Annotated in this window: 22 protein-coding genes and 4 tRNA genes; 18 read left to right on the top strand and 8 right to left on the bottom strand. The window is 53.4% G+C overall.

The features are described from left to right. Positions 1-4 precede the first annotated feature (4 nt). From NUS69_RS06430 to NUS69_RS06365, 14 genes are all read left to right on the top strand, one after another. Entirely contained in the window at positions 5-547 is a 543-nt protein-coding gene (locus NUS69_RS06430; RefSeq protein WP_167894584.1) for a 30S ribosomal protein S4, read from the top strand. After that, a complete protein-coding gene (locus NUS69_RS06425; protein ID WP_258083057.1) occupies positions 544-966 on the top strand; it encodes a 30S ribosomal protein S11 in 423 nt (140 codons plus the stop codon). The genes NUS69_RS06430 and NUS69_RS06425 overlap by 4 nt, the downstream gene beginning before the upstream one ends. Positions 967-995: 29 nt before the next feature. Next, positions 996-1,781, top strand: a complete 786-nt coding sequence (locus NUS69_RS06420) for a DNA-directed RNA polymerase subunit D (protein WP_258085001.1) — start codon at positions 996-998, stop codon at positions 1,779-1,781. Position 1,782: 1 nt separating this feature from the next. Continuing rightward, a tRNA-Leu gene (locus tag NUS69_RS06415) sits at positions 1,783-1,870 on the top strand. A gap of 68 nt (positions 1,871-1,938) precedes the next feature. Then, the gene (locus NUS69_RS06410) at positions 1,939-2,304 is read left to right on the top strand and encodes a 50S ribosomal protein L18e (RefSeq protein ID WP_258083056.1); all 366 of its coding nucleotides are present in this window, start codon (positions 1,939-1,941) and stop codon (positions 2,302-2,304) included. A 6-nt stretch (positions 2,305-2,310) separates the two neighbouring features. After that, a complete protein-coding gene (gene rplM, locus NUS69_RS06405; protein ID WP_055430132.1) occupies positions 2,311-2,739 on the top strand; it encodes a 50S ribosomal protein L13 in 429 nt (142 codons plus the stop codon). A gap of 11 nt (positions 2,740-2,750) precedes the next feature. Beyond that, positions 2,751-3,158, top strand: a complete 408-nt coding sequence (locus NUS69_RS06400; RefSeq protein ID WP_055430131.1) for a 30S ribosomal protein S9 — start codon at positions 2,751-2,753, stop codon at positions 3,156-3,158. Positions 3,159-3,192: 34 nt separating this feature from the next. Further along, positions 3,193-3,390 carry a DNA-directed RNA polymerase subunit N gene (locus NUS69_RS06395; RefSeq protein WP_258083055.1) on the top strand — a complete coding sequence of 66 codons (198 nt, stop codon included), beginning with the start codon at positions 3,193-3,195 and terminating at the stop codon, positions 3,388-3,390. A 16-nt stretch (positions 3,391-3,406) separates the two neighbouring features. After that, a tRNA-Pro gene (locus NUS69_RS06390) sits at positions 3,407-3,484 on the top strand. 21 nt (positions 3,485-3,505) lie between these two features. After that, positions 3,506-3,679, top strand: coding sequence for a DNA-directed RNA polymerase subunit K (locus tag NUS69_RS06385; protein ID WP_055430129.1), 174 nt, complete (start codon positions 3,506-3,508; stop codon positions 3,677-3,679). A gap of 6 nt (positions 3,680-3,685) precedes the next feature. Further along, a complete protein-coding gene (locus tag NUS69_RS06380) occupies positions 3,686-4,711 on the top strand; it encodes a hypothetical protein (RefSeq protein WP_258083054.1) in 1,026 nt (341 codons plus the stop codon). 13 nt (positions 4,712-4,724) lie between these two features. Then, complete coding sequence (rpsB, locus tag NUS69_RS06375; RefSeq protein WP_258083053.1) at positions 4,725-5,330, top strand: 30S ribosomal protein S2; 606 nt, start codon at positions 4,725-4,727, stop codon at positions 5,328-5,330. A gap of 40 nt (positions 5,331-5,370) precedes the next feature. Then, positions 5,371-5,458: transfer RNA gene (locus tag NUS69_RS06370), tRNA-Leu, on the top strand. A gap of 57 nt (positions 5,459-5,515) precedes the next feature. Further along, positions 5,516-5,674: a 50S ribosomal protein L40e gene (locus NUS69_RS06365; protein ID WP_012571071.1), complete on the top strand. Its 159-nt coding sequence runs from the start codon at positions 5,516-5,518 to the stop codon at positions 5,672-5,674. 90 nt (positions 5,675-5,764) lie between these two features. Here NUS69_RS06365 and NUS69_RS06360 read toward each other — a convergent pair whose 3' ends face one another. Further along, positions 5,765-6,091: a PadR family transcriptional regulator gene (locus tag NUS69_RS06360; protein WP_055430125.1), complete on the bottom strand. Its 327-nt coding sequence runs from the start codon at positions 6,089-6,091 to the stop codon at positions 5,765-5,767. 110 nt (positions 6,092-6,201) lie between these two features. On the opposite strand from NUS69_RS06360, the gene NUS69_RS06355 reads away from it, so the two are divergent. Then, positions 6,202-6,501 (top strand): FUN14 domain-containing protein, encoded by a 300-nt coding sequence (locus NUS69_RS06355; protein WP_055430124.1) that lies wholly within the window; start codon positions 6,202-6,204, stop codon positions 6,499-6,501. Between the two features lie 24 nt (positions 6,502-6,525). Further along, positions 6,526-7,848, top strand: a complete 1,323-nt coding sequence (locus NUS69_RS06350) for a lipopolysaccharide biosynthesis protein (RefSeq protein ID WP_258083052.1) — start codon at positions 6,526-6,528, stop codon at positions 7,846-7,848. Here the strand turns inward: NUS69_RS06350 and NUS69_RS06345 are convergent. Then, the gene (locus NUS69_RS06345) at positions 7,820-8,575 is read right to left on the bottom strand and encodes a metallophosphoesterase family protein (protein ID WP_258083051.1); all 756 of its coding nucleotides are present in this window, start codon (positions 8,573-8,575) and stop codon (positions 7,820-7,822) included. The two genes, NUS69_RS06350 and NUS69_RS06345, sit on opposite strands and share 29 nt — an antisense overlap. Positions 8,576-9,064: 489 nt before the next feature. Next, positions 9,065-9,142, bottom strand: a tRNA-Arg gene (locus NUS69_RS06340). A gap of 67 nt (positions 9,143-9,209) precedes the next feature. Here NUS69_RS06340 and NUS69_RS06335 point away from each other — a divergent pair. Continuing rightward, positions 9,210-9,662 carry an Lrp/AsnC family transcriptional regulator gene (locus NUS69_RS06335; RefSeq protein ID WP_258085000.1) on the top strand — a complete coding sequence of 151 codons (453 nt, stop codon included), beginning with the start codon at positions 9,210-9,212 and terminating at the stop codon, positions 9,660-9,662. On the opposite strand, the gene NUS69_RS06330 is transcribed toward NUS69_RS06335, so the two are convergent. Genes NUS69_RS06330 through NUS69_RS06310 form a run of 5 tightly spaced genes read right to left on the bottom strand, consistent with a single transcriptional unit; the run spans position 9,648 to position 12,838 of the window. Continuing rightward, positions 9,648-9,974: a hypothetical protein gene (locus NUS69_RS06330; RefSeq protein WP_258083050.1), complete on the bottom strand. Its 327-nt coding sequence runs from the start codon at positions 9,972-9,974 to the stop codon at positions 9,648-9,650. The two genes, NUS69_RS06335 and NUS69_RS06330, sit on opposite strands and share 15 nt — an antisense overlap. A 5-nt stretch (positions 9,975-9,979) precedes the next feature. Continuing rightward, entirely contained in the window at positions 9,980-10,696 is a 717-nt protein-coding gene (locus tag NUS69_RS06325; RefSeq protein ID WP_055430120.1) for a phosphoribosyltransferase family protein, read from the bottom strand. A 54-nt stretch (positions 10,697-10,750) separates the two neighbouring features. Next, positions 10,751-11,251: a YkgJ family cysteine cluster protein gene (locus NUS69_RS06320; protein WP_258083049.1), complete on the bottom strand. Its 501-nt coding sequence runs from the start codon at positions 11,249-11,251 to the stop codon at positions 10,751-10,753. Positions 11,252-11,255: 4 nt separating this feature from the next. Continuing rightward, the gene (locus tag NUS69_RS06315) at positions 11,256-11,495 is read right to left on the bottom strand and encodes an Lrp/AsnC family transcriptional regulator (RefSeq protein ID WP_258083048.1); all 240 of its coding nucleotides are present in this window, start codon (positions 11,493-11,495) and stop codon (positions 11,256-11,258) included. Continuing rightward, positions 11,492-12,838, bottom strand: coding sequence for a signal recognition particle protein Srp54 (locus NUS69_RS06310; protein ID WP_258083047.1), 1,347 nt, complete (start codon positions 12,836-12,838; stop codon positions 11,492-11,494). The genes NUS69_RS06315 and NUS69_RS06310 overlap by 4 nt, the downstream gene beginning before the upstream one ends. A gap of 415 nt (positions 12,839-13,253) precedes the next feature. On the opposite strand from NUS69_RS06310, the gene NUS69_RS06305 reads away from it, so the two are divergent. Then, complete coding sequence (locus NUS69_RS06305) at positions 13,254-14,108, top strand: damage-control phosphatase (RefSeq protein WP_258083046.1); 855 nt, start codon at positions 13,254-13,256, stop codon at positions 14,106-14,108. The last annotated feature ends 17 nt before the right edge of the window (positions 14,109-14,125 follow it).

Here is a 14,125-nt window from a genome sequence, read left to right as displayed (position 1 = left end):
TTAGATGGGAGACCCTAAGAGGCAGAGGAAGAAGTACGAAACTCCCTCTCACCCCTGGATTAAGGAGAGGCTCGACCGCGAGAGAGTCCTCATGAAGAAGTACGCCCTCAAGAACAAGAAGGAGCTCTGGCGCCACGAGACCCAGCTCAAGGAGTTCAGGCGTAGGGCCAGGCGCCTCCTTGCGGCGAGGGGTAAGCAGGCCGAGGTCGAGAGGGTTCAGCTCCTCCAGAGGCTCAACAGGCTGGGCCTCCTTCCGGCCGATGCCGTCCTAGATGATGTTCTCTCACTCACCGTTGAAGACGTCCTTGACAGGCGTCTTCAGACGATAGTCTACAAGAAGGGACTCGCCAGGACCATCAGGCAGGCCAGGCAGCTCATTGTCCACGGCCACATCGAGGTTAACGGACAGATTATCCGCTCCCCGGGATACCTCGTTCTCAGGGAGGAGGAAGACGCCATAACCTACTCGAAGACCTCTCCTTTCGCCAAGGAGAGCCACCCCGAGAGGATGGTTATTGAACAGGCCAAGCAGGGTGGTGAGGCATGAGCGAGGAACAGACCCAGCAGGTTAACCTTAAGAAGAAGGAGAAGTGGGGAGTTGCCCACATATACTCCTCCTACAACAACACCATTATCCACATCACCGACCTCACCGGGGCCGAGACCGTCAGCAGGTGGAGCGGTGGTATGGTCGTCAAGGCCGACAGGGACGAGCCATCACCATACGCGGCCATGATTGCCGCCAGGAGGGCCGCCGAAGAGGCCATGGAGAAGGGCTTTGTCGGCGTTCACATCAAGGTCCGCGCTCCTGGAGGAAGCAAGAGCAAGAGCCCCGGGCCGGGTGCACAGGCCGCCATCCGTGCCCTCGCCAGGGCCGGCCTCAGGATAGGGAGGGTTGAGGACGTCACCCCGATTCCGCACGACGGCACCAGGCCGAAAGGCGGAAGAAGGGGCAGGCGCGTCTGACCCCAACAACTTCTTTTTTGGTGATGCCAATGGAGCCAAAGTTTCAGATTCTTGAGAAAAGGGAGGACTCGATTAGGTTCATCATCGAGGGAGTCGACGTTCCCTTTGCCAATGCCCTGAGGAGAACTATCCTGGCTGAGGTTCCCACCTTTGCCGTTGACGAGGTCGAGTTCTTTGAGAACGATTCGGCACTTTTTGACGAGATAATTGCCCACAGGCTGGCGATGATTCCGCTTACCACCCCCGTTGAGAGGTTCTCGCTGGATGCCCTTGAGCTCGACGACTACACAGTCACGCTCTCCCTTGAGGCTGAGGGGCCGGGTATGGTTTACTCGGGTGACCTCAAGAGCGATGACGAAGGGATAAAACCCGCTAACCCGGACATCCCGATAGTCAAACTGGCGGAGGGACAGAGGCTCACCCTCAACGCCTACGCGAGGCTTGGGCGTGGAAAGGATCACGCCAAGTGGCAGCCCGGCTTCGTCTACTATAAGTACCTGACAAAGATACACGTGAGCAAAGAAGTCCCGGATTGGGAAGAGCTCAAAAAGCTTGCCGAGAGGCGCGGTCTTCCGGTTAATGAGACTGAGGAGGAGCTCATCATCACTACCACAAAAGCCTTCTACCTCCCGAGGAAGTTTGAGGCCTATCAGGGTGATACGATAAGGGAGGAGGTAGTTCCGGGAACGTTTGTGTTTACCGTCGAGACCAACGGAGAACTCCCCGTTGAGGAAATCGTGGCCATAGCCCTAAAAATCCTCATGAGGAAGAGCGATAGATTTATAAGCGAACTCCATAAATTAGCGTCCGACTGACGCGGGGGTTGCCGAGCCTGGCCAAAGGCGCGGGATTCAGGGTCCCGTCCCGTAGGGGTTCCGGGGTTCAAATCCCCGCCCCCGCACCAGTATTTACGCTCACCCCGTTGGACCTGTCGGTTTCCCACCTGCGAGAGAGCGTTAAGGAGGTATGTTCATGGTTAAGAGAACCGGACCCACTGACATCAATCTGAGGAGGCTCATCCGCTACCTCAGAAAAAAGTCGAACGAGGAAGGAGTTAAGATATGGAAGGACGTAGCCTGGCGCCTTGAGAGGCCCAGGAGACAGAGGGCTGAAGTGAACGTCAGCAGGATCAACCGCTACACCAAGGAGGGCGACACAATCATAGTCCCGGGAAGCGTCCTCGGCGCTGGAAAGCTTGAGCACAAGGTGACCGTTGCTGCATGGAAGTTCAGCGAGACTGCTAAGAAGAAAATAATCGAGGCTGGTGGAGAGGTCCTCACGATTGAGGAGCTCATCGAGAGGAACCCGAAGGGTAGTGGAGTAATCATAATGGAGTGATGGGCCATGAGGATAATTAACGCTGAAGGACTCATACTCGGAAGGCTCGCCTCGAAGGTCGCCAAGATGCTCCTTGAGGGTGAGGAAGTCATCATAGTCAACGCCGACAAGGCCATCATCACCGGAAACCGCGAGGACATCTTTGCCAAGTACAAGCAGAGAACCGAGCTGAGGACCAGAACCAACCCGAGGAGGGGTCCGTTCTACCCGAAGAGGAGCGACGAGATCGTCAGGAGAACCGTCAGGGGAATGCTTCCATGGAAGACAGACCGCGGAAGGAAGGCCTTCAAGAGGCTCAAGGTCTACGTTGGTGTTCCGAAGGAGTTCGAGGGCAGGGAGCTTGAGACCATAATAGAGGCCCACATGTCGAGGCTTGCAACTCCGAAGTACGTTACCGTTGGCGAGGTTGCCAAGTTCCTCGGTGGAAAGTTCTGAGGTGAGAGAAAATGAAGGTCATCCAGACTGCTGGTAAGAGGAAGACGGCCATCGCGAGGGCCACCATCCGGGAAGGAAAGGGTCGCGTCAGGATCAACCACAAGCCAGTTGAGATCATCGAACCCGAGATAGCCCGTTTCACCATCATGGAACCGCTTGTCCTCGCCGGGGAGGAGATAGTTAGCAAGGTTGACATCGATGTCAAGGTCGAGGGCGGGGGCTTCATGGGACAGGCAGAGGCCGCGCGCGTTGCCATAGCCAGGGCCCTAGTCGAGTGGACCAACGACATGAACCTCAAGGAAAAGTTTATGAAGTACGACAGAACCATGCTCGTCGGGGACAGCAGGCGCACCGAACCGCACAAGCCCAACCGCTCAACCAAGGGTCCCAGGGCGAAGAGGCAGAAGTCCTACCGCTGACCGCTTTCCTTTAATATTCAAGAAGGTGATACGGGTGATAGTTCCCGTCAGGTGCTTCACGTGTGGAAAGGTCATAGGAGACAAATACTACGAATTCAAGGCCCGGATTGAGAAGGGCGAGGATCCCGAGAAGGTCCTCGACGACCTCGGGATCGAGAGGTACTGCTGCAGGAGAACCCTGCTGAGCCACGTCGAGCTCATAGATCAGGTAATGGTATACAGGGTATACTGAAAAACCACATTTCTGGGGGGCCGTGGGGTAGCTTGGTCTATCCTCCCGGCTTGGGGTGCCGGAGACCCGGGTTCAAATCCCGGCGGCCCCACCAAAATTTGCACGGGTGGTTGGAATGTTCAGGTACACGAGATTTGAAAAGGCCCGTATAATTGGAGCGAGGGCCCTCCAGATAGCGATGGGTGCGCCTATCCTCATCGACGTCCCGGAAGGAATCACGCCGCTCGACGCCGCGCTGCTTGAGTTTGAGAAGGGAATAATCCCCCTCACCGTAATCAGGCCGAGCTGATGAAAGATGACCGTGATAGAGAACGTAATCGGCAGGGTCGCAGTGCTCAAGGGTGGTAGGTATTCAGTTGAGGTAGATGTCATAACGAGCTCGGGCTTCGGTCGCTTTGCATCCCCCATAGACGAGAACCCTAGCCTGTACATAGCCGAGGCCCACCGCGCTGTGAGTGAAGTTGACGAGATAATAGGGCCCGAGCTCATAGGCTTCGATGCCAGCGAGCAGGAGCTCATAGACAGCTACCTCTGGGAGATAGACGGCACCGAGGACTTCAGCCACATCGGTGCCAACACAGCACTGGCGGTGTCGATAGCGGTCGCCAAAGCCGCGGCGAGCGTCAAGAGGATGCCCCTCTACAGCTACATCGGGGGCACCTTCACGACCGAGCTACCGGTGCCGATCTTTGAGATAGCGAGTGGTGAGGCCTTTGACTACTACGTAATGGTCCGTGACCTCATGGAGATAACCGACGTCGTTGACGCCGCCAACAAAGTCCTTGAGCATGCCGAAGCCAGCACTGTGGAGGCCTTTTCAAAGGCGACCGAAAAGTCCACTGACGAGCTCGGCCTCGAAGTCGCTCTCGGACTGGTGCAGAAGATCCCGATGGAGACCGAGGAAGTGCTCTCTATAGTTGAGGACAACAACGTGGCCTATATAAAGCCCCTCGGCGACGAGGAGCTGTTCCTTGAGCTGATAGCCGGCACCCACGAGGTGTTCGTTGACGGCGAGCACCTCTTCCGCGAGAAGGACATACTGGACAGGCGCTACTACAATGCCCTGTCAATAAAGCCGATAAACCTAGGCACGCTCACCGACTTATACAACCTCGTGAACGACGCGAAGTCGGAGAGGATAACCCCCATCCTCGCGGAGGCTCGCTACGAGTCCTCCGATGAGGCACTGGCCCACCTTGCGGTGGGTCTGCGCTGCCCGGCGATGGTGCTCCGTTCGGATTCCATCGCCAAGCTGAACGAGCTGATAAGAATAGCCGAAGATTTGGGTGAAAGGGGTAGGATAATAACCTTTGAAGGATGAGGAGGTGTGAAGGATGGAGGAATACCTTGTTCCACTCGACCAGTACCTTGCCGCCGGTGTCCATATAGGCACCCAGCAGAAGACCCAGGACATGAAGAAGTTCATATACCGCGTTAGGCAGGATGGTCTTTACGTCCTCGACGTCAGGAAGACCGACGAGAGGCTCAGGATAGCCGGTAAGTTCCTTGCCAAGTTTGATCCGGCCAACATACTCGCCGTCAGCGTCAGGCTCTACGGTCAGAAGCCGGTCAAGAAGTTCGGTGACGTTACCGGTGCCAGGGCCATTCCGGGACGCTTCCTGCCCGGAACTATGACCAACCCGCAGGTCAAGAACTTTATGGAGCCCGACGTCCTCATAGTCACCGACCCGAGGGCCGACCACCAGGCCATGAAGGAGGCCATCGAGATAGGAATTCCGATAGTTGCCCTCGTTGATACCGAAAACTTCCTCAGCTACGTCGATGTCGCCATACCTACCAACAACAAGGGGAGGAAGGCCCTCGCGCTCATCTACTGGATACTCGCTAGGGAAATGCTCTACAACAGAAAGGAGATAGAGAGCAGGGAGGACTTCAAGGTTCCTGTTGAAGACTTTGAGATGAGGATCATCAGAACCTGAGGGGAAAGCTTTTAATTCCCCTCGCTTTACTCACCCTCGCGCGGGGGTGCCCGAGCCTGGCCAAAGGGGGCGGACTTAAGATCCGCTGCCGCAGGGCTGCGCGGGTTCGAATCCCGTCCCCCGCACCAAAGCTTTAAAAGTCCGTGGGGATAGGTGTGTTGGATTAAGATCATGAGGTGATCACGATGGCGAGATTCCCAGAGGCTGAGGCCAGAATCTTTAGGAAGTACATCTGCATGCGCTGCGGCGCTACCAACCCGTGGAAGGCCAAGAAGTGCAGGAAGTGCGGCTACAAGGGTCTCCGCCCGAAGGCGAGAGAGCCGCGTGGTGGAATGGGACGCTGAGGGCTTTAGCCCTCAAAGGTTTCCCTTTTGCACTTTTCTAGGTGCTTGTGTTGTCGAACTGAAAAAACTTCTGGAAAAACTTATGAAAATTCACTCCCTGAGCTTTGAGAGCATATTCTCAAGAAAAGCTATGCCTTCCTCCAGGAGCTTCTCCCCCTCAGGGGTGAGTCTGTAGTACTTCCTGGACGGTTTTCCCGTCTCACTCTCCTGCCATTCTGCGGTAACGTATCCTTCCTTCTCCAGCTTGTAGAGAACGACGTACGAACTGACTGTTGCGGGCTCGAAGTTGAAGGCTTCCTTTATCCTCTCCTTGAGCTCGTAAGCGTACATTGGCCTCTCCTTTAGGAGCCGGAGGATGTAGAGCCACAGGACTTCCTTTGTTATCTTGTTTTTGAGCCTCTCCATCGGGGTCGTCATGGCTTTCACACCTACTTTTATGCTTTAGAAATATTTTGGAATCGTGTAATTTAAACATTTTGGCAAAAACGTTTTATTCTCCAGTGCACGACTGATATTAGGTGACTGAAATGGAGTTCAACGTAAATGCAATGGTGGGTGACATTGGGGTTGGGGGCGTTGTGGGTTTTGTCACAGGATATGCCCTGAAAAAACTAATGAAGCTCGCACTGGCCCTTATAGGGGCTTATGTCCTGAGTCTGTTCTGGCTCCAGCAGAAGGGTGTCATAACAGTGAACCAGGACAGGCTGTTCAACCTTGCCAGTGGATGGACAAGTGAGATAATCGGCCTGTCCGACAAAGTTCTGGGGATACTTCCTGGAACTGGGGCGTTTGTCGTGGGGTTCTATCTGGGCTTCCAAAAAGGTTAAATTTTTCCTTTTCCCTCTTCATCCATGAGCTACGAGCGCCGGGTCATTATACGCCATTCGCTCGCATCGATGGTCGCTTTGGGCCTCACTGGAATAACTAGGTTTCTGTACAGCGCAATAGTCGCCAGGCGCTTTGGCCTTGAGGAGCTGGGGATGGCGAACTCTCTTATCTCGCAGGCCTTCTTTGTCGCCATACCTCTGAGCTTCTTTGCGATAGCCCTTGGCAAATACGCCTCTGAATTCTTAGGGGCCGGCAAAACTGATTCAATACGCTCAATAACCCTTCCCTCGTTCCTCCTCCCGCTGATTGGACTGCTCCTCATCCCTGTAAATCTCTACCTGGGAATCCTTGCAACGCTCAGAGGAATTCAGCTGACCCTCAGGAACTTTCTTTACGGCATCCACCGGGGGGAGCACTACGCGTACATAATAACACTGGCCTTTGCGGGCTTCCTGGTGGGCTTTTTAATTCCCAACGTCTTCGCGCCGTACCTGCTCTTCCTGGGGCTGATTGCGGTTTTCTCTGCCGCTTATCTGGTGAGGTTTGACTTCGTTGGAAAGCCCAGAACTAGCGAGATGGGTCTCCTCATCTCGTATTCGGCCTTTGCGTTTTTGGGTACCCTCTCGGGTGTCTTCCTGATACAGGGCCCATATTTTATGAGTGAATATTTATCCGGCCCGGAGGTTGCTGGGATAGTGTCGGCGATACTCTCCGCGGCCTTTCTTATGACGTATCTCCCCCAGATACTTCAGTCGGCCATAATGCCCCTCTTTTCCTACAAGTACGGGAGAAATGAGAGCGACTACGTTAAACTCCTCGCCGAGAAGACCACGTCCATTTTGATACTCGTGACCGGCGTTGCAGTCTTCATTCTCATGTTGCTCGGCAGGGAGGTTCTCTCAGCAATATTTGGCTTCGATGTGGGTTCCGCTTTCTACCTGGCCCTTATGGCTATGGAGGTCTACATAGCTTACAACCCCAGCATAGTTGCCCTGAACTCAACAGCCTACGTCAGGAGGGGGACACTTGTGGCTCTCCTCGGTGCCTTTGCGGTTCTCCTTTCGTGGTTCTACCTCATACCTGCATTTGGAGCTATGGGTGTGATGGCGGGCTTGATGCTTGGCTACGGCATCATACTCATGGGCGTTGCTCACTACGCAAGGGCTCTTCTCGATATATCCCCCAGAATATACACCCCACTGGCCGTAGCACTGCTCCTCCAGTCCTTAGTCTTCCTGTCAAAGTACGCCCTTCTTGCCGGATTTCTGCTTTTCCTTGCCTACGATAGAAGGGAAATAGTGGAGGGAATGAGTCTGGTCAAATCTTTCCGTGGTAGAGAATCCTGACGAGCTCCTCGGGCAGGCCTTCCCTGCGTATCCTCTCCTCTATGAGCTTCTTGTCGTAGTCAACCTCTATGAACTTTGTATGGAGTGTATCAACATCCACGAGGGCGAACGTGGCCTTGTGCTCCCTTCCAGGTGGGAATCCTATGCTTCCCGGACAGATGACCCTTCCGTAGCGGGTCATGGCGTTGACCGGATACTTCGGTGATGCCACGAAGAGTATCTCGTAGTCTTTCATGGGACGCATTATTGTCTCGTAGTAGCTAGTCGGTTGCTCTGGGAGGACTTTTCCTCCGAACGGGTCTAGGGGACTTCCGTAGACGCCAAAAATGTCGTTCTTTCCAATCCTGTCGACCAGATAAACGGGCAGGTCGCGTATGAACTCCCTGCCCTCGTGGCCGAGCTTTTCCCACGTGTACTTCAGGGCCAGCTTGATGTGCTTGGGGTAGTTCACCCGGTCGATGTAGTCGGGCCCCTCGGCGTGAGGATCGCTCTCCGCTATAATCTGGTCGAACTCGCCGCGGATTACGCTAACCTTATTGTTCCTTATGAGGTCGTCGAGGGTATCCAGGATCTCCCTCGGGTATGGGAACAGACCCACGATGTTCCCGATGATATAATACTTCTCGACATCATAACCTTCGTCTTTGAGGGTCTCTATCTTTTCGAGGGCCTTTGCGAGGGCTGGGAGGTTGCCGTTAACGTTTGCCAGAACCGCGACGTACACCATCCTCCCACCCCCTACTTTTTCTTACCCAAATTAACTAAAAGTGCCGGGAATATTTAAAGATTTCGGAATGAGAACGGGGGGCCTGACTTTTCTCTTCTCCAGGCCACGTCCTTTGGGACGGAGAATATACCAGTTGACCTGTCGGGAGGAAAAGGCATCAGATGGTGCGAATGCCCTTCTTTTTTCCGGATTTCTTCTCCCTGTGCATGCTCGCTAGGTACAGCAGGAGAGCGTCCTCTACCATATCCATCACCTCCTGTGAATTCTTATATCCTCTTTTGTTGTTTTTCAACCGGAGCTTTTGAATAGTTCTTTTGAAAAACGCTTTACTCTTTCTCCTGAAAGCCTCGCCTAGCTGGAGAGGGCCAGCCAGCAAAGATCCAGTAGTCCTTGTGAAACTTTAAATATCTGTCAATTAATGCCTGCAAAATGGGTGGTGTTGTAGAACGCCACAACGTCTGTGGAACTTTTGTCTGACAAAAGTTTCTATGGCGGACCGGCGGGGATTTGAACCCCGGACCTGCGGCTTAGGAGGCCGCCGCCCTATCCTAGCTAGGCTACCGGTCCTCTGCCCGCTATTCCCTCCAAGGGAAGGGTATTTAAAGTTTACGGTGTAACAGGACTGGTGGTGCGGATGGTGGATGAACTGGATCTTAAGATACTTTCTCTGCTTCAGGAGAATGCCAGGCTATCCTATCGCGAGATAGCGCGTGAGCTAAAGGTCGCCGTGGGGACCGTGTACAACCGCATCAAGAGGTTGGAGGAGGAGGGAGTAATCCGGGGATTTGCACCGATTCTTGACTATGAGAAGCTTGGCTTTGGTCTCACCACGGTGATAGGGGTTAAGGCCCAGGGCAGAAAGATAGTTGAAATAGAACGGGAAATAGCCCGCAACGACCGGGTTGTAATGGTGTACGACATCACCGGGGAGTTCGACATAGTTGTGGTGGCCAAGTTCAGGGACCGGGCCGATATGAACCGCTTCGTCAAGTGGCTTCTCTCGCTGGAGGGTGTGGAAAAAACGAACACGAGCGTGGCAATGCAGGTCGTTAAGGAAGACCTGCGGCTTAAGCTAACGGAGGACTAAAACTTGCTCTAGAAACCGTTTGGCAAAGTCATCAAAGCTCTCGACCGGAAGCTTTACTTCTTTTCCGTTGACTTTCCCCTCGAATACAAGCATTCTGGCGGCTATTTCGCGTATCTTTTTGAAGTCCGAGTTCTCGGCTATGGTGCTCTCAAGGGTCTCGGTAAACTCTTCCTCGCTGGCCAGCCTGACGACTCCCTCTATGACTACCTCCCTGCCGCACTCCTCTTCGGTGCACACGAATTTGAAGGGGAGGCCGAGTTCAACCTCCACCGGTATTGTCAGGCCGTCGGCGTTGTAGATGAGCACCTTCATCAGTATCACTCTAGCCTTATGAGGCTCTCCACCGGGATGCTGTACTCCTCCTTGAGGTGGTCGATGACATCGCCGACGCTTATGAGGAAGAACATGCCCACGGGTTTTGCCCCTGCCTGTCTGCACATCTCAAGGAGAGCCCTCTGGGTTTCACCGCTCCTTATCACGTCATCGACTATGAGGACGTTTTCGCCCTTTCTGAGCGCCCACTGAGGAAGGTACAGGGTTGTTACGCTTCCGGAGGCGCTCGGGACGTAGCTGACCTCGTAGAACTTCTCGACTCCGACCTCCTTTTTCTTCTTGGCGTATACAACGTCAACGTTGAGTTCCCTGGCCACGTGGACACCGAGGGCGATTCCGTCGGTTGCGGCGGTGAGGACTTTGTCCACGTTCTTGTCCATGTATCTGCCCGCCACCTCCTCGGCGATGAGGCTCATAAGGGATGTATCGCTGAGTACTGGCATGTTGTCAAAAAACCCATACTCGTCAAATTTTATCCTTTTTCTAACTTCCTCCTCTATGTTGATGTACGGGAGGAGCAGTTCAAGGAGCTCCTTGGTTCTCTCGGCACTCGGAAGGACCTTCCCCCTCACGTACCTGTTGAGCACAGTGATGGGAAGGCCGGTTATCTTGGACAGCTCCTCGTAGGTGTAGGTCTTCTTGAGCAGTCGGAGCACCCTGACCAGTCTGAGCTTTTCCTGGACCGACTTTAGCTGACTCATTCTCTCACCTCCAGTGGCCAAAAATTAACAAGAAAATGTATAAATATGTTTCGGTCACTCTTGGCTCTTCACAACCTTTCTGCGATACTCCTCCACAACATCGCCGTATTCCCTCAGGATGAACTTCTGGGTTATTGGTTCTCCTTCAGGGTGATTGAGGCCTGGACAGAAGGAGTCCATTTTGACGTATACTTCCATAACTCTTCCCTGCTTCACGAAGACGAAGGGATACAGCCTGCATGCCAAGGGCCTCTTCCCGTATATCTGGCACCTCATAGTTTCGGGGTCGAGAAAAACGCAGCCGCCGTCGAAGGGACGCTTTTTGAGTGCATAGCTCAGGAACTTATCGCCCCGGTAAAACATCTTTTCATAGTCCACGAATTCCCAGGCGTTGTAGCCAAGGTCCTCTATCCTCGCTATGTCTTCGTCTCTAACCGGTATCTCAAGCTCGTAGCAGCACTTTCCACAGTTTTCGACGCACTTAAATTTAAAAGAAGGGTCATGCTCGACTTCGAGGGTGTCGAGGTGGATAGTCGCCACCCACCTCTTTTCCAAGACTTCACCCCCTGTACGAGCTGGCTATCAGCGTTTCCGTCATCTCTATGTTTTTCACTTTCCTCAGCACCTCATCATGGAACCTGTCAAGCTCATGGATGTTCTCAACCTCCACCCGGATTATGATGTCGTACTCTCCATAGACGCGGTATATCTCCTTTATCCGCTCCTCCTTTGAGAGGGCGTTGTATACTTTCTCCTCGGTTCCGGGCTTAACAACAACCAGCACAAAGGCCTCGATCATATCCCAAACCCCCCAAAGTTAAATTTCCTTGCCATCTTAGAAAGCTTTCTCTTGTCCATGCTCTTGAACATCTTTTTCATCTGGTTGTACTGATGGAGCAGTTCCCTGACCTCCTGGGTGCTGGTTCCGGAACCTCTGGCGATTCTCTTTATCCTCGAATAGTTGATTATCTCCGGGTGTTCGAGCTCTTCCTCCGTCATTGAGTCCATTATTATCCTGTACCTCTTCAGCTTTTCCTCCCCGACCCTGACGGCATCCTCGGGCAGGGAGTATCCGAGCCCCGGAATCATCTGGAGTATCTGCTTTAGCGGCCCCATTTTCTGCATCGCCTCAAGCTGGGCGTACATGTCCTTGAGGTTGAACTTGCCCTTGAGGAACTTCTCAAGGTCCTCCTCTTTGAACTCCTGGGCCTTCTGGAGCTCCTCAAGCTTCTGGAGTAGCCCTTCTATGTCCCCCATTCCAAGAAGCCTGGAAACAAAGCGTTTGGGGTCGAAGGGTTCGAGGTCGTCTATCCTCTCCCCGACGCCTATGAACTTTATGGGCGCTCCGGTAGCGGCAACGGCAGAGAGTGCCCCACCACCTTTGGCGGAACCGTCGAGTTTGGTGACTATTATTGAACCTATCGGCGTTGCCTCTTTGAACGCAAGCGCCTGGTTGTAGGCCTGCTGGCCAATGGTTCCATCAATGACCAGAATCACCTCATGGGGCTTTATTGCCTCGCTTATCTGCTTCATCTCCTCGATGAGGCCGGTTTCCTCTTTGTGTCTTCCGGCCGAGTCCACTATTATGACGTCCACACCCTTGCCTTTGAAGTACTCAACGCCCTCGCGGGCAAGCTTCACGGCGTCTTTTTCCTCGGGATCGCCAAAGACCTCTATCCCAAAGGGTTCAACGAGCTGTTTGAGCTGGTAGTAGGCACCGGGACGCCAGGTGTCCGAACAGACAAGGCCTACTTTGTAGCCCCTCTTCTGGAGATGTCTCGCCAGCTTCGCCACGCTCGTAGTCTTACCTGATCCCTGGATACCAACGGTGAGCAGAACAGTTGGCTTATCCTTTATTTCGAGGGGCTTGGCCTCCTTTCCGAGGAACTTTGTGAGCTCCTCATAGACTATCTGGATTATGTGCTCCTTCTTTGATGCTCCCGCTGGGGGCTTCTCTTCAAGCGCCCTCTTCTCTATCGTCTTCGTTAACTGGAGGACCAGCCTAACGTTAACGTCCGCCTGGATGAGCGCCCTCTGTATGTCCCTCACGACCTCCTTTATGAGGGCCTCGTCAACTGTGCCGGAACGGGCGAGCTTCCTGAGGGCATTGTTGAGTGCCTTCCCTAGCTTCTCTAAGGCCATTTTCTCCCACCGTAGTGATGGAGTCTCCAAAGTTTATAAACGGTTGGGTTTCCGTATCCTGCTCAAATGTATTCTTTTGGTAAAAGAAGGGCCCTTTTGGGTCTTTAAATTGCTCGTTCTTGTGCATCCAATATCCAAAATCTTCATTGTTGCTTTTTTGGAAGATTGTAGATATTTTATGGGCACAGATGAGGGTTTAAGGCCTAGAAAAGCTTTTAAGCCCAAGATCGGGCTGGACACGCTGGAAGAAGTTAAAAGGGGTGAGAGAAATGGAGTGGATGACTGCGCTTTACGGCTACCTAGTCGTGAGGGAGATGCTGAGAAAGAGAAACCCAATCCCCGAGGAGCTCGAATACGTCGAGAAGCTTAGGGCTTGATTTATTAAGGGCCTTTTCCATCTTTCCTTGGTGGCCGGATGAAGATTCACTACGAATGTATCGCGTGCACGGTCGCTCAGGCTCAGAAAATAACCGAGATGAGCACAGAAGACGTGGAGATGCGCAAGAGAGCTATGTTATTTCTCGCAAACAGGCTGGTAGAGTTCTTCAGAGAGGATTCGGTTCCGGCCACGGACGGGGGCAGGCTGTTCCTTGAGCTCTACGATTTTCTGGGAGACGATGATCCGTTCAGGGAGTATAAGAGAATCTCCACAGGGCTTGCAAGGAGCGTGGCGGCGGAGGTGCGTGGGGTTGATGACATAAAACGAGCCCTGAAGCTTGCCATCGCGGGGAACACCATAGACTTTGCCGTTGGTTATGATCCAAAGAAGATTGGAAACGACCTCCTCGATCTTGTTTCCCGGAGGCTTTACATTGACCAGAGCGATGAGCTCCTGATGGAGCTTGAGCGGGCGAAAACGCTCCTCTACCTGGTGGACAACTGCGGTGAGATATACTTTGACAGGATATTCATAGAGCTTATACGCAGGGAGTTTCCGGCTCTTGAGGTGTACGTGGCCGCCAAGGAAGGGCCGATAATCAACGACGCAACGGTTGAAGATCTTCGTGAGGCCGGATTTGATAAGATTGCGAGGGTCATTTCTACGGGTTCAAGGCTTCCCGGAACGCCTCTGGAGTATGCATCACCGGAATTTCTGCGGCTCTTTGAGAGGGCCGATGTAATAATTGCAAAGGGACAGGCGAATTTTGAGACCCTAAGTGACCTCGGTGACGGTAGGATATTTTTCCTCCTCAGGGCAAAATGTCCGCCGATTTCCAGGGAGCTGGGCGTTCCCCGGGGAGCGATGGTTTGCATGCGGTCAAAATTTTAGTCAATTGTCGATATTAT

The organism is Thermococcus thermotolerans, from assembly GCF_024707485.1.
Taxonomy (GTDB): domain Archaea; phylum Methanobacteriota_B; class Thermococci; order Thermococcales; family Thermococcaceae; genus Thermococcus; species Thermococcus thermotolerans.
Note: the sequence above shows the minus strand (reverse complement) of the source record. Positions and strands in the feature narration are given on the sequence as shown.